The 18,623-nt window shown below is 72.0% G+C and carries 17 protein-coding genes; 12 read left to right on the top strand and 5 right to left on the bottom strand.

The window, feature by feature from the left end:
- Positions 1-30: 30 nt before the first annotated feature.
- The 3 genes from ACZ67M_RS24140 (at position 31) to surE (ending at position 3,864) form a co-directional block, all read left to right on the top strand.
- Positions 31-1,062, top strand: a complete 1,032-nt coding sequence (locus ACZ67M_RS24140) for a LacI family DNA-binding transcriptional regulator (protein WP_469852676.1) — start codon at positions 31-33, stop codon at positions 1,060-1,062.
- A 156-nt stretch (positions 1,063-1,218) separates the two neighbouring features.
- The gene (locus tag ACZ67M_RS24135) at positions 1,219-2,559 is read left to right on the top strand and encodes an MFS transporter (RefSeq protein WP_469852675.1); all 1,341 of its coding nucleotides are present in this window, start codon (positions 1,219-1,221) and stop codon (positions 2,557-2,559) included.
- 243 nt (positions 2,560-2,802) lie between these two features.
- Positions 2,803-3,864, top strand: coding sequence for a 5'/3'-nucleotidase SurE (gene surE / locus ACZ67M_RS24130; protein ID WP_469852673.1), 1,062 nt, complete (start codon positions 2,803-2,805; stop codon positions 3,862-3,864).
- A gap of 151 nt (positions 3,865-4,015) precedes the next feature.
- Here surE and ACZ67M_RS24125 read toward each other — a convergent pair whose 3' ends face one another.
- Positions 4,016-4,708, bottom strand: coding sequence for an alpha/beta fold hydrolase (locus ACZ67M_RS24125; RefSeq protein WP_385801188.1), 693 nt, complete (start codon positions 4,706-4,708; stop codon positions 4,016-4,018).
- Positions 4,709-4,824: 116 nt separating this feature from the next.
- Between ACZ67M_RS24125 and ACZ67M_RS24120 the strand changes: the two genes are divergently transcribed.
- Positions 4,825-7,140: a glycoside hydrolase family 3 C-terminal domain-containing protein gene (locus ACZ67M_RS24120; RefSeq protein ID WP_469852671.1), complete on the top strand. Its 2,316-nt coding sequence runs from the start codon at positions 4,825-4,827 to the stop codon at positions 7,138-7,140.
- Between the two features lie 130 nt (positions 7,141-7,270).
- Here ACZ67M_RS24120 and ACZ67M_RS24115 read toward each other — a convergent pair whose 3' ends face one another.
- Together ACZ67M_RS24115 and ACZ67M_RS24110 are read right to left on the bottom strand one after the other, a co-directional pair.
- Entirely contained in the window at positions 7,271-8,011 is a 741-nt protein-coding gene (locus ACZ67M_RS24115) for a dienelactone hydrolase family protein (protein WP_469852670.1), read from the bottom strand.
- Between the two features lie 270 nt (positions 8,012-8,281).
- Positions 8,282-9,229, bottom strand: coding sequence for an SDR family oxidoreductase (locus tag ACZ67M_RS24110; protein ID WP_469852669.1), 948 nt, complete (start codon positions 9,227-9,229; stop codon positions 8,282-8,284).
- A gap of 178 nt (positions 9,230-9,407) precedes the next feature.
- Here ACZ67M_RS24110 and ACZ67M_RS24105 point away from each other — a divergent pair, with 178 nt between their 5' ends.
- Entirely contained in the window at positions 9,408-10,262 is an 855-nt protein-coding gene (locus tag ACZ67M_RS24105; protein WP_392237676.1) for a helix-turn-helix transcriptional regulator, read from the top strand.
- 42 nt (positions 10,263-10,304) lie between these two features.
- Here the strand turns inward: ACZ67M_RS24105 and ACZ67M_RS24100 are convergent, their stop codons facing one another.
- Positions 10,305-11,519, bottom strand: a complete 1,215-nt coding sequence (locus tag ACZ67M_RS24100) for a phospholipase D-like domain-containing protein (protein ID WP_382800821.1) — start codon at positions 11,517-11,519, stop codon at positions 10,305-10,307.
- A 234-nt stretch (positions 11,520-11,753) separates the two neighbouring features.
- Between ACZ67M_RS24100 and ACZ67M_RS24095 the strand changes: the two genes are divergently transcribed.
- Together ACZ67M_RS24095 and ACZ67M_RS24090 are read left to right on the top strand one after the other, a co-directional pair.
- Entirely contained in the window at positions 11,754-12,653 is a 900-nt protein-coding gene (locus tag ACZ67M_RS24095; RefSeq protein ID WP_469852667.1) for a Vgb family protein, read from the top strand.
- Positions 12,654-12,791: 138 nt separating this feature from the next.
- Positions 12,792-13,367, top strand: coding sequence for a dihydrofolate reductase family protein (locus ACZ67M_RS24090; RefSeq protein WP_469852665.1), 576 nt, complete (start codon positions 12,792-12,794; stop codon positions 13,365-13,367).
- Between the two features lie 198 nt (positions 13,368-13,565).
- Here the strand turns inward: ACZ67M_RS24090 and ACZ67M_RS24085 are convergent, their stop codons facing one another.
- The gene (locus tag ACZ67M_RS24085; protein WP_469852663.1) at positions 13,566-14,420 is read right to left on the bottom strand and encodes an alpha/beta fold hydrolase; all 855 of its coding nucleotides are present in this window, start codon (positions 14,418-14,420) and stop codon (positions 13,566-13,568) included.
- A gap of 113 nt (positions 14,421-14,533) precedes the next feature.
- On the opposite strand from ACZ67M_RS24085, the gene ACZ67M_RS24080 reads away from it, so the two are divergent.
- The 5 genes from ACZ67M_RS24080 (at position 14,534) to ACZ67M_RS24060 (ending at position 18,573) form a co-directional block, all read left to right on the top strand.
- Positions 14,534-15,673 carry a winged helix DNA-binding domain-containing protein gene (locus ACZ67M_RS24080; protein ID WP_469852662.1) on the top strand — a complete coding sequence of 380 codons (1,140 nt, stop codon included), beginning with the start codon at positions 14,534-14,536 and terminating at the stop codon, positions 15,671-15,673.
- 121 nt (positions 15,674-15,794) lie between these two features.
- Positions 15,795-16,226, top strand: coding sequence for an NfeD family protein (locus ACZ67M_RS24075; protein WP_361356224.1), 432 nt, complete (start codon positions 15,795-15,797; stop codon positions 16,224-16,226).
- A gap of 2 nt (positions 16,227-16,228) precedes the next feature.
- Positions 16,229-17,275 (top strand): SPFH domain-containing protein, encoded by a 1,047-nt coding sequence (locus ACZ67M_RS24070; protein ID WP_361356226.1) that lies wholly within the window; start codon positions 16,229-16,231, stop codon positions 17,273-17,275.
- Positions 17,276-17,303: 28 nt separating this feature from the next.
- Positions 17,304-18,308 (top strand): TerC family protein, encoded by a 1,005-nt coding sequence (locus ACZ67M_RS24065; RefSeq protein WP_361356228.1) that lies wholly within the window; start codon positions 17,304-17,306, stop codon positions 18,306-18,308.
- 55 nt (positions 18,309-18,363) lie between these two features.
- The gene (locus ACZ67M_RS24060; protein ID WP_385801164.1) at positions 18,364-18,573 is read left to right on the top strand and encodes a hypothetical protein; all 210 of its coding nucleotides are present in this window, start codon (positions 18,364-18,366) and stop codon (positions 18,571-18,573) included.
- Positions 18,574-18,623 lie beyond the last annotated feature (50 nt).

Below are 18,623 nucleotides of genomic sequence, written 5' to 3'. Positions count from 1 at the left end.
CCGTCTCACCCCTCTGCGAAGATGACGACCATGGCCCCGCCCCCGCCCTCCTCGCCCCGCCCCGCCGGTACCCCGCCCACCAGCAGTGACGTGGCACGGGCCGCCGGGGTGTCGCGGGCCACGGTCTCCTATGTCCTCAACGACACCGAGGGGGGACGCGTCAGCGAGGGGACGCGTGAGCGGGTGCGGGAGGCCGCCCGGCAACTCGGCTACGTGCCGCACGCCGTGGCGCGGGCCCTGCGGGCCGGACGCAGCGGGATCGTGCTGCTGACCGCGCCGGCGGTCACCGTGGGGCCCCTCTTCGCGCGCACGTTCGCCGAGTTGCAGCAGGAGCTGTCCGCACTCGGCCACACGGCCGTGCTCTACGGCCCCACCGGCGTCCGGGGCGTGGACGCCGGCCGCCGCTGGGCCGAACTGCGGCCCGACGCCGTCCTGTCGCTGCGCGACGACAGCATGGACGAGGACGCCGTGGCCGTTCTGCACCAGGCCGGCGTCAAGGTCGTACTCGCCTTCGGTCCGGTACCCGTCGCGGGGGCACACGCCCTGGTGACCGATGAGGAACAGATCGGCTTCCACGCGGCGACCCATCTGCTGGCGAGCGGCCGCAGGACCCTCGGCGTGATCACGCCCGTCGACCCCTCGCTGCGCGGGTTCGCCGAGCCCCGGCTGGCCGGAGTCGAGCGGGCCGCGCGGGCCCATGGCGGGGCCACCGTCGTCCGGCAGACCCTGTCGCTCGACGAGGAAGCCGCGCCGCGGTGGGCTCGACGGTGCGCGGCGGACGGCGTCGACGGCCTGTTCGCGTACAACGACGAGTACGCGGCGCTCGCCCTGCGCGCGTTGCAGGACGCGGGGGTGCGCGTGCCGGAGGACGTCGCCGTCGTCGGCGCGGACGATCTCCTGATCGGCAGACTCCTGCGGCCCCGGCTCACGACCGTCCGTCTCGACTACATGCCCTCGCGCGAGATCGCCCGGTTGCTGGACCGGCTGATCGGCGCCCCCGGCACGCCGCCGGAGACCCACGACATGCTCCGCGCGGGGATCGTCGTGCGCGAATCGGCCTGACTCCAACTTCTCAACACAGCACCCCGCGGAAGTAAACGAAAAGCATCGAGGGGTGTACGACGCCTTCCTTTGCTTACACGTGTCATCTACGCTCCTGCCGAACGCGTGCCCCACCCCGCGTCCCGCTACTTCGGCATCGCCTTCCTAGGGGCCCTGATGACTCATTCACTTCCTGAAAACGCACCCGCCACCGTGACGGCCGAGGCGCGCGGGGACGAGGGCGCCGCCGCGCCGGCCGGCCCCGCGCGCCTCGGCCGGCTCCACGCCACGCTGCCGGTCGCCAACATCGCGCTGTACCTGCTCTGGTTCGGCGTGGGCAGCTTCCTGCTCCCCCTCCAGGTCGCGCGGATCACCGGCACCAACGACACCGCCGCGCTCTCCACCGCCAGCACCATCGGCGCCGTTCTCGCGACCGTCGGAAACCCGGTGTTCGGACAGCTCTCGGACCGCACCCGCTCCCGGTACGGCCGTCGTGCGCCCTGGATCCTGCTGTGCGCCGTGCTCGGAGCGCTCGCCCTGGTCGGTCAGGCGCACGCGGCGAGCATCGCCATGCTCGGTCTGAGCTGGGGGGTGGTGCAGTTCATCATGAACGGCTACCAGGCGGCCCTGACCGCCACGATGCCCGACCGGGTGCCCGCCGCCAGGTACGGCACCTTCTCCGCGCTGGTCGGGCTGGGCGTGCCGCTCGGCACGATCGCCGCCGCGTTGGTCATCGGCGGTGTGCCCGGTGAGAAGTTCGGCTTCGCGGGTGTGATCGGCGGCTTCGGCGGGCGGTTCGCCGGGGAGAACGGCTACTACCTGATCGCGGCGGTCGTCGTCGCCGCGGCCATCATGTTCGTGATCGTCTCCCCGGACCAGGACGCGCGCGCCCTGCCGCGGGAACGGTTCTCGCTCAAGGCGTTCCTCGCCAACTTCTGGGTCAGCCCCAAGGGTCACCCGGACTTCGGCTGGGCCTTCCTGTCGCGACTCGGCGTCATGCTCGGCTACTTCATCGTCCTCACGTACAACATGTTCCTGCTCGCGGAGCACATCGAGGTCCCGCCGCAGGACCTGTTGCCGACGGTCGGATTCCTGATGATCGTCAACGCCGTGTGCACGGTGATCGCCTCCGTCGTGGTGGGGCCCCTCGCCGACCGGGTCGGGCGGGTCAAGCCCTTCGTGCTCACCTCCGGCATCGCGGCCGCGCTCGCGCTGACCCTGCCGATGGTGTGGCCGACCGAGGGCGGCATGCTCGCGTACAACATCGCCGGCGGTCTGGCCTTCGGGGTGTACATGGCCGTCGACATGGCCCTCATCACCAAGGTGCTGCCCCGCACCGAGGACGCCGGCAAGGACATGGGCGTCATCAACATCGCCAACGCCGGCCCGCAGATCCTCGCCCCCTCCGTCGCCGGCTGGATCGTCGCCGCCGGGGGTTACGAGGCCCTCTTCCCGGTCGCCGCCGTCGTCTCGCTGATCGGTGCGGTGGGCGTACTGCGCGTCCGCGGCGTCCGGTGATCGCGCGCCGGTCCCACACGGCATCGGCCGCGACTTCGGCCTCGGCGCCGGTCGTGGCTCGGGCCTCCGCGCCGGTCGTGGCTTGGGTCGCGGCACCGGCCGCCGCACCGGCCACAACACCACACCGGCCACAACCCCGCACGGCCGTCGGCCTGGCTGCCCCGGCACGTCCATACCGACCACGCAGCCCGCACAGGCCAAACCGCTCCCACAGCCCACACCGCCCGCCCCAGGAGACGCACCGTGAACCGACGCAGAACACTCACCGCACTCGCCGCGACAAGCACCGTGCTGCTCGCCTGCACCCAGGCGCGGGCGGCCCACGGCGGACCAGGACCCGGGCCGGGGGCCGAGGGTGACCGGCGGCCGCTCGCGGGCCTGCGCGTCCTGCTCAGCAACGACGACTCCATGCAGATGGCCCGCCCCAACGCCTCCGACGGGAAGGGCCTGTACGAGGTCCGCCGTGCCCTGTGCGCGGCCGGCGCCGACGTCGTCGTCATGGCCCCGTGGGCCAACCAGAGCGGGGCCGGCACCAGCGCCACGAGCGCGGGCGCCCTGACCGTCCAGCGCCGGGACGCGCTGCCCGCCGGCTACGCGGGCGACTGTTCCGGAGCGCCGGGCGGCGGCGCGGTGTACGGGGTCTGCAAGGGGGCGGCGCCCTGCGGGCCGTCCACGCCGAGCGCGACGCCCGCGGACACCGTGCGGCTCGCGACCCGTGGCGCACTGGCCGCGAAGGCGGGCTGGAAGGACGGCCCCGATCTGGTGGTCGCCGGCAGCAACTACGGCCCGAACGTGGCCTCCGTGGTCAACGAGTCGGGCACCGTGGGGGCAGCGCTCGCCGCGATCGACGAGGGAGTGCCGGCGGTCGCCCTCAACAGCTCCTACGACCCGGCCGTCACCGATTCCCTGGAGGTCGCGGACCACACCTATCGCAGGACCGCCGAGTTCGGGGCCGGGTTCATCGCCGGTCTGCGCCAACGCGACCTGCTCACAACGGAGTACGTCGTCAACGTGAACTACCCGCACCACGCGCCGGGACAGCGCCCCCGCGGGACGGTGTGGACGTCCGTGGGCACCCAGAAACTGGTCGAGCCGCGCTACACGGCGCACGGTGACACCTTCACCATCGGCGGCCGGCTCTGTGCGGCGGACTCACCGGACTGCCGCCCCGAGAGCAAGCGCCGTCCGGACTTCGCCCTGCTCCAGCGCGGCTACGTGACGGTGACACCGGTCGGTCCGGACCGCACCCACACGGGCCCGGAGACCCGGCCGCTCGAACGCTTCGTGCGGGGCGGCGGGCACTGAGGACCGGGGTGGGCGCGGCGCGGCACACGCCGCCGCTCCCACCCCCCCACCACGAGGGCCCCGGGCTCAGGGGGGAGCGCCGGGGCCCTCTCACGATGTCCGGCTGCGTCTCACGCCGTTCGGGGAGCGTCTCACGCCGTCCGGGGCGGGCTCAGATCCAGCCGTCCAGCGACTTCAGGAACGCTTGCGGATCGTCGCGGTGGACGCAGTGTCCCGTCCGGGGCACCACGCACACCTCGAAGCCGCGCTCCTCGAGGCGTGCCGCGCCCCGCGCGTCGACGCACAGGCTGGGATCGGCCAGCTGCACCAGCGAGGGCACGACGGCAGTCTCCGGCAGGTAGCCCTGCTCGAACTGCTCGACGGCGGAAAGGAATTCGGGATCGAAGAGCGCGAAGCCCGCCAGCTCCGCCGCCACGTCCTGCTGCGACCACCTGGGGTTCATGGCCCGTACGCTCTCGGCGGTCGCGGAGGCGACCATCCGCCGCATGCCCGCCGTGGCCCCGGCCGGCACGTTGCCGAGCAGGAAGCCGGGATCGGAGTACACGGCACGCCCCGGCGCCAGCCGGGAGACCGCGAGCGCCAGGGAGAGACCGCCGAGGGAGTGTCCGATCGCCACGTCCGCGCCGGCCGGCAGGTTCTCCACCAGGTCCTCGGCGAGCAGCTCGGGACGGTACTCGCCGCGCGGGCTGCGGCCGTGTCCGCGCAGGTCGGGGGCGACGACCCGGTAACCGAGGCCGACGAGGTGGTCCTCGATCGCGTGCCAGGTGCGGTGGTCGGACATGCCGCCGTGGATCAGCAGCGCGACCTTGTCGCCGGTGCCGTTCTCATGAACGTTCAACTTCATCTGCCGAAGCCTTCCTTGGGGCGGGTTACACGTGTCACCATTCATATGGCACCCGGTGCCCGGCAGGCAAGAGGCACCGGTCGGCGACACACATACGACATGAAGGAGGCACCGCCATGCCCGGACCTCACGTCACGGCGCGACTCGACATCCCGGCGCTGCTCAAGGAGCTCACCCTGGAGGAGAAGGCCCAGTTGCTCGACGGGTCGGACTTCTGGCACACGCAGCCCGTCGAACGGCTCGGCATTCCCGCGATCATGCTGTCCGACGGCCCGCACGGCCTGCGCAAGCAGCAGGAGGGAGGGGACCATCTCGGCCTCCTCGACAGCGTCCCCGCCACCTGCTTCCCGCCCGCCGCCGGCCTCGCCTCCAGCTGGGACACCGCCCTGCTCGCCCGCGTGGGGAAGGCGATCGGCCGCGAGTGCCGGGCCGAGCGGGTCTCGGTCGTCCTGGGTCCGGGCGTCAACATGAAGCGCTCACCGCTGTGCGGCCGGAACTTCGAGTACTACTCCGAGGACCCGGCGCTCGCCGGTGAACTCGGCGCCGCCTTCACCAACGGCGTGCAGAGCCAGGGCGTGGGCGTGTCCGTCAAGCACTACGCCGCCAACAACCAGGAGACCGACCGCATGACGGTGTCCGCCGAGGTCGACGAGCGGACGCTGCGCGAGATCTACCTGCCCGCCTTCGAAACGGTCGTCACCAAGGCCCGGCCGTGGACCGTCATGTCCTCGTACAACAGGATCAACGGCACGTACGTCGCCGAGAGCCGTACCTTGCTCACCGGGCTCCTGCGCGAGGAGTGGGGCTTCGACGGCCTCGTGGTGTCCGACTGGGGCGGTGTCAGCCGCCGTGCGCGGTCCCTGACCGCGGGCGTCGACCTGGAGATGCCCGCGTCCGGCGGCACGGGCACCCAGGACATCCTGGCAGCCGTCCGCTCCGGGCAACTCGCCGAGTCCGACCTCGATCTCGCGGTGACCCGCCTCCTGACGCTCGTGAACCGGGCCGGGGCAGCACATGACGCCGACACGAGCTTCGACGCCGACGCCCACCACGAGCTCGCCCGGGAGGCCGCCCGCGCCAGCGCCGTACTGCTGAAGAACGAGGGGGGAATTCTGCCGCTGAACCCGGCGGAGGGCGGAAGGATCGCCGTGATCGGCGAGTTCGCCCGCACCCCGCGCTTCCAGGGGGCCGGTTCGTCGCAGGTCAACCCGACCCGCGTCGTCCCCGCGCTGGACGCGCTGCGCACCGCGGTCGACGGACGTCGCGAGGTGGCCTTCGCACCCGGCTTCGTCGTGGAGTCCGAGTCGGCCGACCCGGTCCTCGTCGCCGAAGCCGTGCGCACCGCGGCGGACGCCGACGTCGCCGTGGTCTTCCTCGGTCTGCCCCCCTCGTACGAGTCCGAGGGCTACGACCGCGCCCACATGGACCTGCCCGCCCACCAGATCGACCTGCTGAACGCGGTCGCGGACGTCAATCCGCGCGTCGTGGTGGTGCTGACCAACGGGTCCGCCGTATGCCTGACACCCTGGCAGGAGCGAGTCCGGGCGGTGCTGGAGGGCTGGCTGCTCGGGCAGGCGGGCGGCAGCGCCGTGGCGGACCTCCTCCTCGGTGCCGCCACCCCCTCCGGCAAGCTGGCCGAGACCATCCCGCTGCGCCACGAGGACAACCCGGCCTTCGCCAATTTCCCCGGCGACTTCGGCCGCGTCCACTACGGCGAAGGCCTCCTCATCGGCTACCGCTGGTACGACACGCGCCGGATGCCCGTCGCCTACCCGTTCGGCCACGGGCTGTCCTACACGACGTTCTCCTACGACGACGTCGACGCCGTGGTCCGGTCCGACGGCGCCGAGCCGGAGGTGGAGGTCACGGTCACCGTCACCAACACCGGTGACCGGCCGGGCACCGAGACCGTCCAGCTCTATGTCACGGACCCCGAATCGACCGTGAGCCGGCCCGCGCAGGAACTGCGCGCGTTCGCGCGGGTCGTCCTGGAGCCCGGTGAGAGTTCCCTGGTCACCCTCGCCCTCGGCCGTCGGGCCTTCGCCTTCTGGAACGAGGCACTGGGCCGGTGGGTCGTCGAGGGCGGCACGTTCGGGCTGCGCGTCGGCGCCTCGTCCCGTGACATCCGCCTGGAGACCGCCGTCGCCCTCACCGGCGACGACATCGCCCTCCCGCTCCGGCCCGACTCCCCGGCGGAGGAGTGGCTGTCCCACGGCGACGCCGGACCGTGGCTCCGCGAGGCGGTCGGGGAGCAGGGCTTCGGCGCGGTCCTCTTCGACTCGCACAACGGTCAGATGATCCGTGCGATACCGCTGCGACGGCTCTCCCGCTTCCCCGGATTCCCCCTGAGCGAGGAGCAGATCGAGGACGCGGTCGTACGATTCGCCGGGGCTTCGCCGTTCGCCCGCATCGGCTTGGAGAACGCCGGGTGAGCCGCATCGCCGTGCCGTGAGCCGTTCGCGGTCGTGGACGGAGGCCGGTCAGTCGCGCGGGGTGGCCCGGTACAGCCGGACCGGGGCGGGCCCCTGCCGAGACTTCGGCAGGGGCCCTGGGCGGTGACCCCTACTTCAGGTGTCGTGTGAAGAACTGCGCCGCGGAGTCTCCCGCGTGCTGCGGGACGCCGGTGTGCCCGCCCATGTTGGCGTGCAGGGACTTCTCCTTGGAACCGAAGGCGTCGAACAGGTCCAGGGACGCCTGACGGTCGTTGCCCTCGTCGTCCCACTGGAGCAGCACGTGCAGCGGAATGGTGACCTGCCGGGCCTCCTCGAACATGACGCGAGGCACGAGACTCCCCGCGAACAGGCCGGCGGCCCTGATGCGTGGCTCGACCACCGCCAGCCGGACGCCGATGGAGATCACTCCTCCCGAGTACCCGACCGGACCGCCGATCTCGGGGAGCGACAGGAAGACGTCCAGCGCCGCCTGCCACTCCGGGACCGCCCTGTCGACCAGCGGGAGGATCAGGGCGTCGACCGTCTCGTCGGGGACGGGCCGGCCGGCCTGCATGGCCCGGCGCAGGTCGGTGCGGGCCTGGTCGAGGGCGGGCCAACCGGGCCGGTCGCCGCTTCCGGGAAGCTCGATGGTGGCCGTGGCGAAGCCTGCCGCCGCGGAGTGCCGGGCCCGGGCCGCCAGCCGGGGGTACATCCTGCCCAGCCCGAGCGCGGGGTGGCCGAGCAGGATCAGCGGCACGGGTGCGGAAGCGGACGCGGACTCGGGCGTCCACAGGAAGCCGGGGATCTCACCGAGGGTGAATGCGCGTTCGAGGACGCCGTCGTCGAGGCGTTGCTCGGAAGTGACATGCATGGTCGTGCCTTTCGGGAGTGCACTGGAACGGCGCTCCCGGACGACCTGCCTATCGCCCGACCGTGACCCCGGAGGGGAGCACCCACGTCGATACTGTGTTCACGGGTACCACCTCCTCGCTCTCTCGCACGGCCTCCGGGAACGTAGCAGTGGCCGGCACCCGTCCGCCAACGGTTATTTCGGAGTCTCCCCGAGGGGCGTCCGGTTCGCGTACTCCTCCGTCGCCCGTGCGCCCCGCTTCCGTGCAAACGTACCGGCAGGCGAACCCGCCTACCGCCAGGCGTGGGCGCCCACGAGTTCCTCGGAGATCTGCCAGACGCGCCGCGCGTCCTCCGTACCGCGCAGGCGGCCGTACAGCTTCTGCTCCGCCGGCGGGCCGCCCAGGTGCCCGGGCCCGCTCGGTCCGTAGAAGCCGCCGCCCGTGGCCTCGGGTTCGGGGGCCGTGACGGCGTGCAGGGCGGGCAACTGCGCCGTGTGCACCGTTCCGACCACGATGCCGCGGGCGGACAGGGCCCGGATCAGGCGTACGCCCAGCGTGTCCTGGGCGCGGCCGACCTCGGGACGGGCGGCGAGCAGGCTCGTCGGTGCGACGCCCGGGTGGGAGAGGTTGCTGGTGATGCCCCAGCCCGCCGCTTCACTGCGCCGCTGGAGTTCGAGGCCGAAGAGACCGAAGGCGATCTTCGACTGGCTGTAGGCGCGCATGCCGTCGTAGGAACGCTCCCAGTTCAGGTCGTCCCAGTTGATGGCGTTGCGGTTCGCCGCGACGCTGATCTGGGACGTCACGCGGGCCCGCCCGGCCCGTAGCAGGGGGAGGAGATGGCCGACCAGGGCGAAGTGCCCCAGGTGGTTGGTGCCGAACTGCAACTCGAAGCCGTCGGCCGTCGTCCGCCGGTCGGGCGGGGTCATGACGCCGGCGTTGTTGACGAGGAGGTGGATGGGGCGGTCCTCGTCCAGCAGCGTCCTGCCCAGCTCCGCGACGGAGGCGAGCGAGGAGAGGTCGAGGGCGCGCAGGGACACGTCCGCCCCGGGGATCCGCTCCCGGATCCCGGCGGCCGCCCGTTCGCCCTTGCCCGGATTGCGGACCGGCATGACGACCTGCGCGCCGGCGGCGGCCAGACGCGTCGCGATGCCGAGTCCGATCCCGTCGCTCGCTCCGGTGACGACAGCGCGCCTCCCGGTCAGGTCGGGAACGGTGATGTCGATGTCCTTGCGTGGCATGTCTGCTCCCAACGATGGCGTTGCCTCCACCGTCACCCCGGCGACCGGACCCATCCAGGGACTCCCGATCCACCTGTGCGCGCGGTCGCGCGGCGCCGTCGCAGAGGGGGATCGGCGGACCGTGGATAAGCGCGGCCGGACACGCTAGAAAGAGACCGGTGGGAGAGGGAGACAGCGCATGGAGATCGACCGGGCCGGGCTCGCGGCGTTCCTGCGGCGCCGCAGAGAGCTGCTGCAACCCGAGGACGTCGGCCTCCCGCGCGGGCCGCGGCGCAGGACCAGCGGGTTGCGCCGCGAGGAGGTCGCCGAGCTGTGTCACATGTCGACCGACTACTACGCCCGGCTCGAGCGCGAGCGCGGCCCGCAGCCGTCCGAGTCGATGATCGCCTCGATCGCGCAGGGGCTGCACCTCTCCCTCGACGAGCGGGACCACCTGTTCCGCCTCGGTGGCCACGCTCCGCCCGTCCGGGGCACGGGCGCCGTCGACGAGCACGTCAGCCCCGGTCTGCTCCGCATCCTCGACCGGCTGGACGACACGCCGGCGGAGGTCGTCACCGAGCTGGGGGAGACGCTGCGCCAGACCCCGCTCGGCGTCGCTCTCACCGGCGACACGACCCGCTGCACCGGACCCGCGCGCAGCATCGGCTACCGCTGGTTCACCGACCCGGCCACCCGCGGGCTCTACGCGCCGGAGGATCACGCGTTCCTCTCCCGGATGTTCGCGTCCGGGCTGCGTGAGGTCACCGCCTTGCGGGGCCCCGGCTCACGGGCCGCCCACTACGCCGAGCTGCTCCTCGCCCGGAGCGACGAGTTCCGCGCCCTGTGGGACAAGCAGGAGGTCGGCGTCCGGCCGCACCACGTCAAGCGCTTCAGCCATCCGGAGGTCGGCGCCCTCGAACTGAACTGCCAGACGCTCCTCGACCCGGACCAGTCACACCGACTGCTTGTCTACACGGCGGTCCCGGGCAGCGAGAGCCACGACCGACTGCGCCTCCTCGCGGTCATCGGGCCGCGGGCGCGGGCACTGCGCTGACCGGGGCCCGGCGTGCGACGGCCGCCGTGCCGACGGTCACCGTCACAGGAACCGGCGGATGGGCTGGACGGCCGCCTCGCGGGCGCGCTGGAGCACCGAACGCCGCTTCCAGGCACCCTTGCGGATCGGTTCGGCCGCCGCCTTGTCGGCGTCGAAGTGGGCGTCCAGGCCGGCGGTGAACTCCGCGTCCAGGACGGCCAGCATGACTTCCTCGTCGTGGTCCAGCGAGCGCCGGTTGAAGTTGGTCGACCCGACCAGGGCGGCCGTACGGTCCACGGTGATGACCTTGGCGTGCATCATGGTCGGCTGGTACTCGTAGACCTTCACCCCGCAGGCGAGGAGATCGTCGTAGTAGTGCTGTCCGGCCAGCCGGCAGACGCGCTTGTCGGTGTGCGGGCCGGGCAGCAGGATCTCCACCTCCACGCCGCGCCGTGCGGCGGCGCACAGGAGTTCGATGAAGTAGCGGTCCGGGGAGAAGTAGGCGGTGGTCAGCCGGAAACGCTCCTCGGCGGACTCGATCATGACCCGGATCAGGGTCTGCATGTCCTGCCAGCCGAAGCTGGCCGAGCCGCGCACCACCTGCACCACCGCGTCGCCGTGGGGCTGGTGCGGGGTGAAGCGGTCGCGGTCGTCGAAGAGTTCGTCGTGGCACTCGGCCCAGTTCTGCGCGAACGCGGCCGCGATGCCGTCCACGGCCGGTCCCCGCACCTGGACGTGGGTGTCCCGCCACTCGCCGGGGTTGCGGGCGTCGCCGCACCACTCCTCGGCGATGCCCACGCCGCCGGTGAAGGCCACCTGCTCGTCCACGACCAGGACCTTGCGGTGGCAGCGGTGGTTCTGCTTGAGCGGCGACAGGTGCGCGGGCTTGCGGAACCAGGCCACCTGGACGCCGACCCGGTCCATCTCGGCGAGCAGGTCGGAGTCGATGAGCCGGCTGCCGAAACCGTCGAGGAGCAGCCGCACGCGCACGCCGGCCCGGGCCCGCTCCGCGAGGGCGTGCGCGAATTCCCGCGCGATCTCACCCTTCCAGTACACGAACGTCATCATGTCCACGGTGTGCTCGGCCGAGCGGATGGCGTCGAGCATGGCCGGGAAGATCTCGTCCCCGTTGCGCAGCGGAAGCAGCGCGTTGCCCTCGGTCGCCGCGATGCCGATCAGCCGCTCCAGGCGGCGCCGTATCCGCACGGCCCGTTCCGCCACCGCACCGTCGTCCGCCGCGCGGGCGGAGGCCGACGGGACCTCCTGGACACTCGTCATCCCTGTTTCCTTTCGAAGCGCGCAAGGGGAAGCGACAGTTCCCGGTGAACCCGCCCCTGAGCCGTCGGCCGACGCCGACGACGCTGCTTCTGCCCTGTCCGCCGTCGTGCATGCGCGTCGTCCCGCGAGGCGTCGCCGCCGGCCGGGCCGCCGGAAAAATCGGAGGCGTGGTGACCGCGGCACGGCTAGCATCCGCCGTCGGACTCCCGCCGCCGACCGATCGAGGAACCGCCCATGTCGCGCCGCCCGACCGTTTCGATCGAGGAGTTCTCCGTCTCCGGCCCCGGGGCAGGCCCCTACGGGATCACCGCCGGACCCGACGGCGCGGTGTGGTTCACCATGGTCCACCACGGGCGGATCGGGCGCCTCACACCCGACGGCGCCACCGACTCCCACGCCCTGGACCCGGCCTCCGGCGGACCGTCGACCATCACGACGGGGCCCGACGGCGCGCTGTGGTTCACCGAGTTCCGCGGCCATCGGATCGGCCGGATCACCACGGCCGGGGAGGTCACCTCGTTCGCGCTGCCCACGCCGGACGCCGGGCCGTTCGGGATCGTGGCGGGCCCGGACGGCGCGCTGTGGTTCACGGAGGCGAGCGCCGACCGCATCGGCCGGATCACGACCGACGGCCGGGTCACCGAGTTCCCCCTCCCCGTCTCGGGTGCCTTCCCCTCGGGCATCGCCGCCGGCCGGGACGACCGGCTGTGGTTCACGATGAACCAGGCGAACGCGATCGGCGCCATCGCTCCCGACGGCGCCGTCGACGTCCATCCGCTGCCGACACCGGACGCCGCCCCCGTCGGCATCGCGGCCGGGGCCGACGGCGCCATGTGGTTCGTCGAGATCGGCGCCGGGCGGATCGGGCGGATCACCCCGGACGGCACGATCGGCGAGTTCGCCCTGCCCGACCGCGAGTCCCGCCCGCACGCCATCGCCCCCGGCGCCGACGGCGGCTGCTGGTTCACCGAGTGGGGAGCCAACCGGGTGGGGCGGATCACCCCCGACGGCGAGATCGACGAGTACGACCTCCCCACCCCGGGCTCGGAACCCCACGGCATCGTCCAGGGACCGGACGGCGCGATCTGGACCGCCCTGGAGAACGGGACGATCGCCCGCCTGACGACACGCTGACCGCAGGCCGGTTCAGCGCTGGGCCGATGCGCCGTCCGTCAGGGCGGAGGCCCTCCGGGGGATCGCCGCGGCGCCGATGACTTTCGCTCCCGCCGCCGGTCAGCACTCTTACGTACACGTGCGTAGGAGGAGAGACCGATGTCAAGCCTCATGGTGGACTTCATCATCTCGCTCGACGGCTACGGGGCCGCGGAGGGATGGCCGGGATTCTGGGGCATGGAGGGGCCCGAGTACCTCGCCTGGCTGGAGGAGGATTCGCACAAGGAGTACACGACCCTCATGGGCGCCACGACGTACCGGCTCATGTCGGGGTTCGCCGCCCAGATGCCCGACGACCCGGGGATGGCCCTCCTGGCCGCGACGCCCAAGGTGGTGTTCTCCTCGACCCTGGAGGCGCCGCTGTCGTGGTCCGGTTCGGAGCTGAACCGCCAGGAGCCCGTGGCGGCCGTACGGGAGATGAAGCGTGACGGGCGCCCGCTGCGCACCCTCGGCAGCCTCACCCTGTGCCGGTCGCTCATCGCGGCGGGCGTGGTCGACCGCTTCCGCGTGGTCGTCTTCCCGGTCATCACCGGCGCCACCGGAAGGGACCGCATCTTCGACGGCTATCCCGACCTCGCCCTCGACATGGTCGAACACCGCACGTTCGACGGCGGGCTCCAGTTGCTGGAGTACGTCCCCAGGGTCCTCGACGGGCCGCCCGGCGCCGGCGCCTAGGGCCTGTCTGACAATTCCCTCCCCCAGCCTCCGGCCGGGAGGTGCCCCCAGCCCCGCGACGCCATGCACGCACTCTCGCCGCACCGGGCGCAGAGCCAAGTACATCCAGTACGAGGCTCTACGCCCGGCACGGCGAGAGCACGCACCTGACGCCGCGAGGCCGCCCTCCGGGCGACGACGGGAATTGTCAGACAGGCCCTAGGACCGGCCCGTGCCGAGCGCGAGCATCGCCTCGGCTACCTCCCCGGCCGACGTGTCGGGGATCGCGGTCGCCGTGTCCTCCAGCACGAGCAGCCGGGCGCCGGGGATCTCGCGCGCGATCGCCTCGGCGTTGCCGACGGGGAAGAACGGGTCGCGGCGGCCGTGGACGACGAGCGTGGGGATCGCGATCCCGGGCAGCCGCTCCCGCCAGCGGGGCGCGCAGTCGAGCGCGGAGAAGACCATGCCGAGCTGGTTGGCCAGGTGCACGGGGGGTTCGGTGCCGGGGGTGCGGTCCCAGACGCGCGCGGCCGTCGCGCGCGCGGCGTCGGGGTCGTCGCCGAGGATCGCCGCACCGGCGGCGGCGAACTCCGCCACCGCCTCCCGGTCGGTCCAGTCCGGCATGGGATGCGCGAACAGGCGGCTCATCGTCGCCGCGTCGTGGTCGGGGAGGTCGTCGTCGGGCGGGCCGGGGGCGACCGCGCGGGTGCCGGCCAGGGTGAGTGCGGAGAACGCCTCCGGATGGTCGAGGGCGGCCACCTGGGCGACCATCCCGCCGACGCCGGTCCCCGCGAGGTGCGCGGGCCCGCCGCCCAGGGCGCGCACGAGCGCCGCCGCGTCGGAGGCGAGGTCCCGCAGGGTGTAGGCGGGCGCCTGCGGATCCGCCGTCGTCGACTCGCCGCTGTCGCGCAGGTCGTAGCGCACCACGCGTCGACCGCCGGCGGCCAGTCGCTCGCAGAGCGCGTCGGGCCAGGACAGCATCGTCGTCCCGCCCGCGAGCAGCACGAGGGGCGCGTCGTCGTCACCGAACGACTCGACGCCCAGGGTCACTCCGTTGGCGTTGACGGTACTCATCGGACCACCGTATCCGGCGTTGAGCGGCCCGGCCGGTCCGACGGACGAGGGCGGAGGAGGGGCCTGCACGCCCACGTCACCCCGCGCGGGCCCCGGGAGGCCATAATCCGTGCGTGACCCTCACCCCGCGACGCCTCGCCCTGGCCACCCTGGACCGGCAACTCCTGCTCGAACGCGAGCGCCTGGACGTGGCGGAGGCGGTGCGCCGGGTCTGCGCGGTGCAGGCGCAGTCACCGGCGTCGCCGTACCTGGCGCTGTGGAACAGGGTGCGGGACTTCGCGCCGGAGGACCTCGACGCGGCGTTCGCGGAGCGCCGGATCGTCAAGGCGAGCCTGATGCGGATCACCCTGCACGCCGTGCACGCCGAGGACTACGCGCCCTTCCGCGCGGCCATGCTGAGCACCCTGCGCGCCTCCCGGCTGTACGACCGCCGCTTCACCTCGACATCGCTGACCCCCGCCGACGCCGACTCGGTCCTTCCGGAGCTGGCCGGGTTCCTCGACACCCCCCGCACCGGCGCCGAGGTGGAGAAGGAGGTCACCGCGCGGTTCGGCGAGGACGCGCACCGCGTGTGGTGGGCGCTGCGCACCTACGCGCCGATACATCACGGGCCGACCGGCGGGCCCTGGTCGTTCGCCGCGCGCAACGCCTACCTGGCCGCCCCGGCGGACGCCGAGAACGGTCCGGGGGAGGCGGCCGCGGGGGTGCGGCGGCTGCTGCTCTCCTACCTGCGGGCGTTCGGGCCCGCCACGGCCCAGGACTTCGCCCGCTTCACCCTGCTGACGCGCGGCGCCGTCGACGGGGCGCTGCACGAACTCGGCGACCGGGTGGTGCCGGTGGCGGGCCGGGGCCGCGCCGCCCTGTTCGACCTGGCGGACGCCACCGTGCCGGCCGAGGAAGCCGAGGCCCCGCCCCGGCTGCTGCCGATGTGGGACAGCACCCTGCTCGCGCACGTCGTCCCGGGACGGTTCCTGCCTCCCGAGTACCGCCCGGCGGTCGTCCGCCGCAACGGTGACGTGCTGCCCTGCCTGCTGGTCGACGGCCGGGTCGCCGGGGTGTGGCGCGCGGTCGACGGCGGACTGGAACTGACCGCGTTCCACAAGCTCGGCAAGGCCGCGTGGCGCGGTGTGACCGAGGAGGCGGAGAAACTCTTGGCGCTGCTCGCCGACCGCGATCCGGCCGTGTACCGGCGCTACGGACACTGGTGGGAAAAAGGGCTCCCGGGTGCCGAACACGTGATCGTAAAGGGCTGATCCCGGGCGGGGTCGGATTTTCCGGGAACCAGGTAAAATTACGTCAAAGGCGCCTTTGTGGTGCCTTGATCACTACTTGATCAACAGACCGCTCTTTTCGCATCGTCCGGGAGGGGTCGCCATGGATCCGTGGCTGATCTGGTTGATCGTTTCGGCGGTCCTGATCGTGGCGGAGATCTTCACTCTGACCGCTGCGCTCGGAATGCTGGGTGCCGCCGCGCTGATCACGGCGGGATCCGCCGCGGCCGGCCTTTCGCCGCCTTTCCAGTTCCTCCTGTTCACCGTCGTCGCCACGGTCACCCTGCTGTTCGTGCGCCCCGTCGCCGTACGCCATCTCATACAGCCCCAGACCGAGCGGTTCGGCGTGGAGGCGCTGGTCGGCAAGGCCGCGTACGTCGTCTCCGAGGTGACGGGCATGGAGGGCAGGGTCCGTATCGGCGGTGAGGAATGGAGCGCCCGTTCCTACGACGAGACGCTGGTGATTCCCCGCGGGGCGACCGTCGACGTAATGGAGATCAGCGGCACCACCGCATTCGTCTATCCCCGGGAGTGACCATGGAATTCTCGGCGTTCCTGATCGCCGGTGTGATCGTCGCGCTTCTCGCGGTGTTCACCGTGGTGCGGGCGGTTCGCATCGTGCCCCAGGCCCGTGCCCGCAATGTCGAACGGCTCGGCCGCTACCATCGCACGCTGAAACCGGGGCTGAACCTCGTCATCCCCTACATCGACCGGGTCTATCCGGTGATAGACCTGCGCGAACAGGTCGTCTCCTTCAAACCCCAGCCCGTCATCACCGAGGACAACCTGGTCGTCGAGATCGACACCGTGCTGTATTTCCAGGTGACCGATCCACGCGCGGCCTTCTACGAGATAGCGAATTTCCTCCAGGCGGTCGAGCAGCTCACCGTCACCACCCTGCGCAACGTCGTGGGTTCGATGGACCTGGAGAAGACCCTCACCTCGCGTGACACCATCAACAGCCAGCTCCGCGGCGTACTGGACGAGGCCACCGGCAAATGGGGGCTGCGCGTCAACCGGGTGGAGATCAAGGCCATCGACCCGCCGCAGTCCATCAAGGACGCGATGCAGAAGCAGATGCGGGCCGAGCGCGACAAGCGGGCCGCGATCCTCGGCGCGGAGGGCCAGCGCCAGTCGCAGATCCTCACCGCCGAGGGCGACAAGCAGGCCGCCGTGCTGCGCGCGGAGGGCAACCGCACCGCCGAGATCCTCAAGGCCGAGGGGCAGTCCCGGGCCATCGACGAGGTCTTCCAGGCCGTGCACCGCAACGACCCCGACCCCAAACTCCTGGCCTACCAGTACCTCCAGGTGCTGCCGCAGCTCGCCCAGGGTTCGGGCAGCACCTTCTGGGTCATCCCCAGCGAGGTCACCTCCGCGCTCCAGGGCGTCTCCCGCGCCTTCACCGAAGCGCTGCCCCAGTCGCCCGCCACCCGCGAGAGCCGCTCGGACGACGGTGCCGCCCAGGCCGCCAACGACACGGCCCAGGCCGCGGAGGCCGCCGCCGAGGCCCTCGCCGACGCCGCCCGGGCCGACCGGGTGACCTCCGAGACGATGCGCGCCACCCCCGTGACCGAGGACCGATGAGAACCCCGCCCGTCCCTGCGAGGCCCCCATGTTCGACGTGCCCTTCTGGCTCTGGACAGTCTTCGCCGCCACCGTCGTCGTGTCGCTCACCGTCGACCTCCTGGCCCACCGCAGCGCCCACGTCATCGGATTCAAGGAGGCGGCCGCCTGGAGCGGCCTGTGGGTGGGCCTGGCGCTCGTCTTCGGGGCGATCGTCTTCCTCGTCCTCGGCCCGACCGCGGGCACGGAGTACACCACCGCGTGGCTGCTGGAGAAGAGTCTCTCGGTCGACAACCTCTTCGTCTTCGCCCTGATCTTCGCCTACTTCAAGGTGCCACGCGCCTACCAGCACCGCGTCCTCTTCTTCGGCGTCATCGGGGCGCTGGTGTTCCGCGGCATCTTCCTCGCCGCCGGTGTGGCCGTGGTCAACCGCTTCACCGCCGTGCTGTTCGCCTTCGCGGCCATCCTCTTCTGGAGCGTCTACAAGATCCTCAAGGGCGAGGACGAGAGCTTCGACCCCGGAAAGAGCTTCGCCGTCCGGCTGCTGCGCAAGATCATCCCCGTGCGGGACACCTACGCGGGCCCGAAGTTCTTCGTGAAGGAGGCCGGCAAGCACGTGGCGACGCCGCTGCTCGCCGTCGTCGCCGCGATCGAGGCGGCGGACCTGATCTTCGCCGTGGACAGCGTGCCCGCCGTGCTCGCGGTCAGTGACGACACCTTCATCGTCTACACCAGCAACGCCTTCGCCATCCTCGGCCTGCGGGCCCTGTACTTCATGCTCTCCGGGCTGCTCGACCGCTTCCACTACCTGAGCAAGGGACTGGCGATCATCCTGGGGTTCATCGGCGTCAAGCTCATCCTCCAGGCGACCCACAAGACGGTCAGCCCCTCCGTGCCGGAGATCCCCTCGCCCGTGAGCCTGGCGGTCATCGTCGTCGTCCTGGCGGCGTCGGTGTTCCTGAGCCTGCGGCGTCCACCCGACACCGGCGACGGGGACACGGGCGGTCCCGGCGAGGAAGTCGCGACCTCACCCGAACATAAGAACGTAAAATAGGGGTAAAGTCTCCACAAAGCCTCCCATATCCGTTCCGAGTGCGGACGTGAGAACCATGAGCAGTCACACGCAGCAGACGAAACAGACCCGCACCGCACCCCGGCAGGCCGACTCGCAGCGCCATGACGTCTGCCCCACCTGCGGTCACACCGTCCCGGCGGAGATCACCCGCCACAAGACCCTCGGGATCTACGTCCCGGTCTGGGGGCCGGGCACCTGCCGCAACCCCGACTGCGGCACCGACGCGACCGGCCCCCGTCACTGAGACCGTTCCGCCACCGGCACGCGGTGCCGAAGGGCCCGGCTCCCGTCAGG

The organism is Streptomyces sp. NPDC107500 (assembly GCF_055582785.1).
Note: the sequence above shows the minus strand (reverse complement) of the source record. Positions and strands in the feature narration are given on the sequence as shown.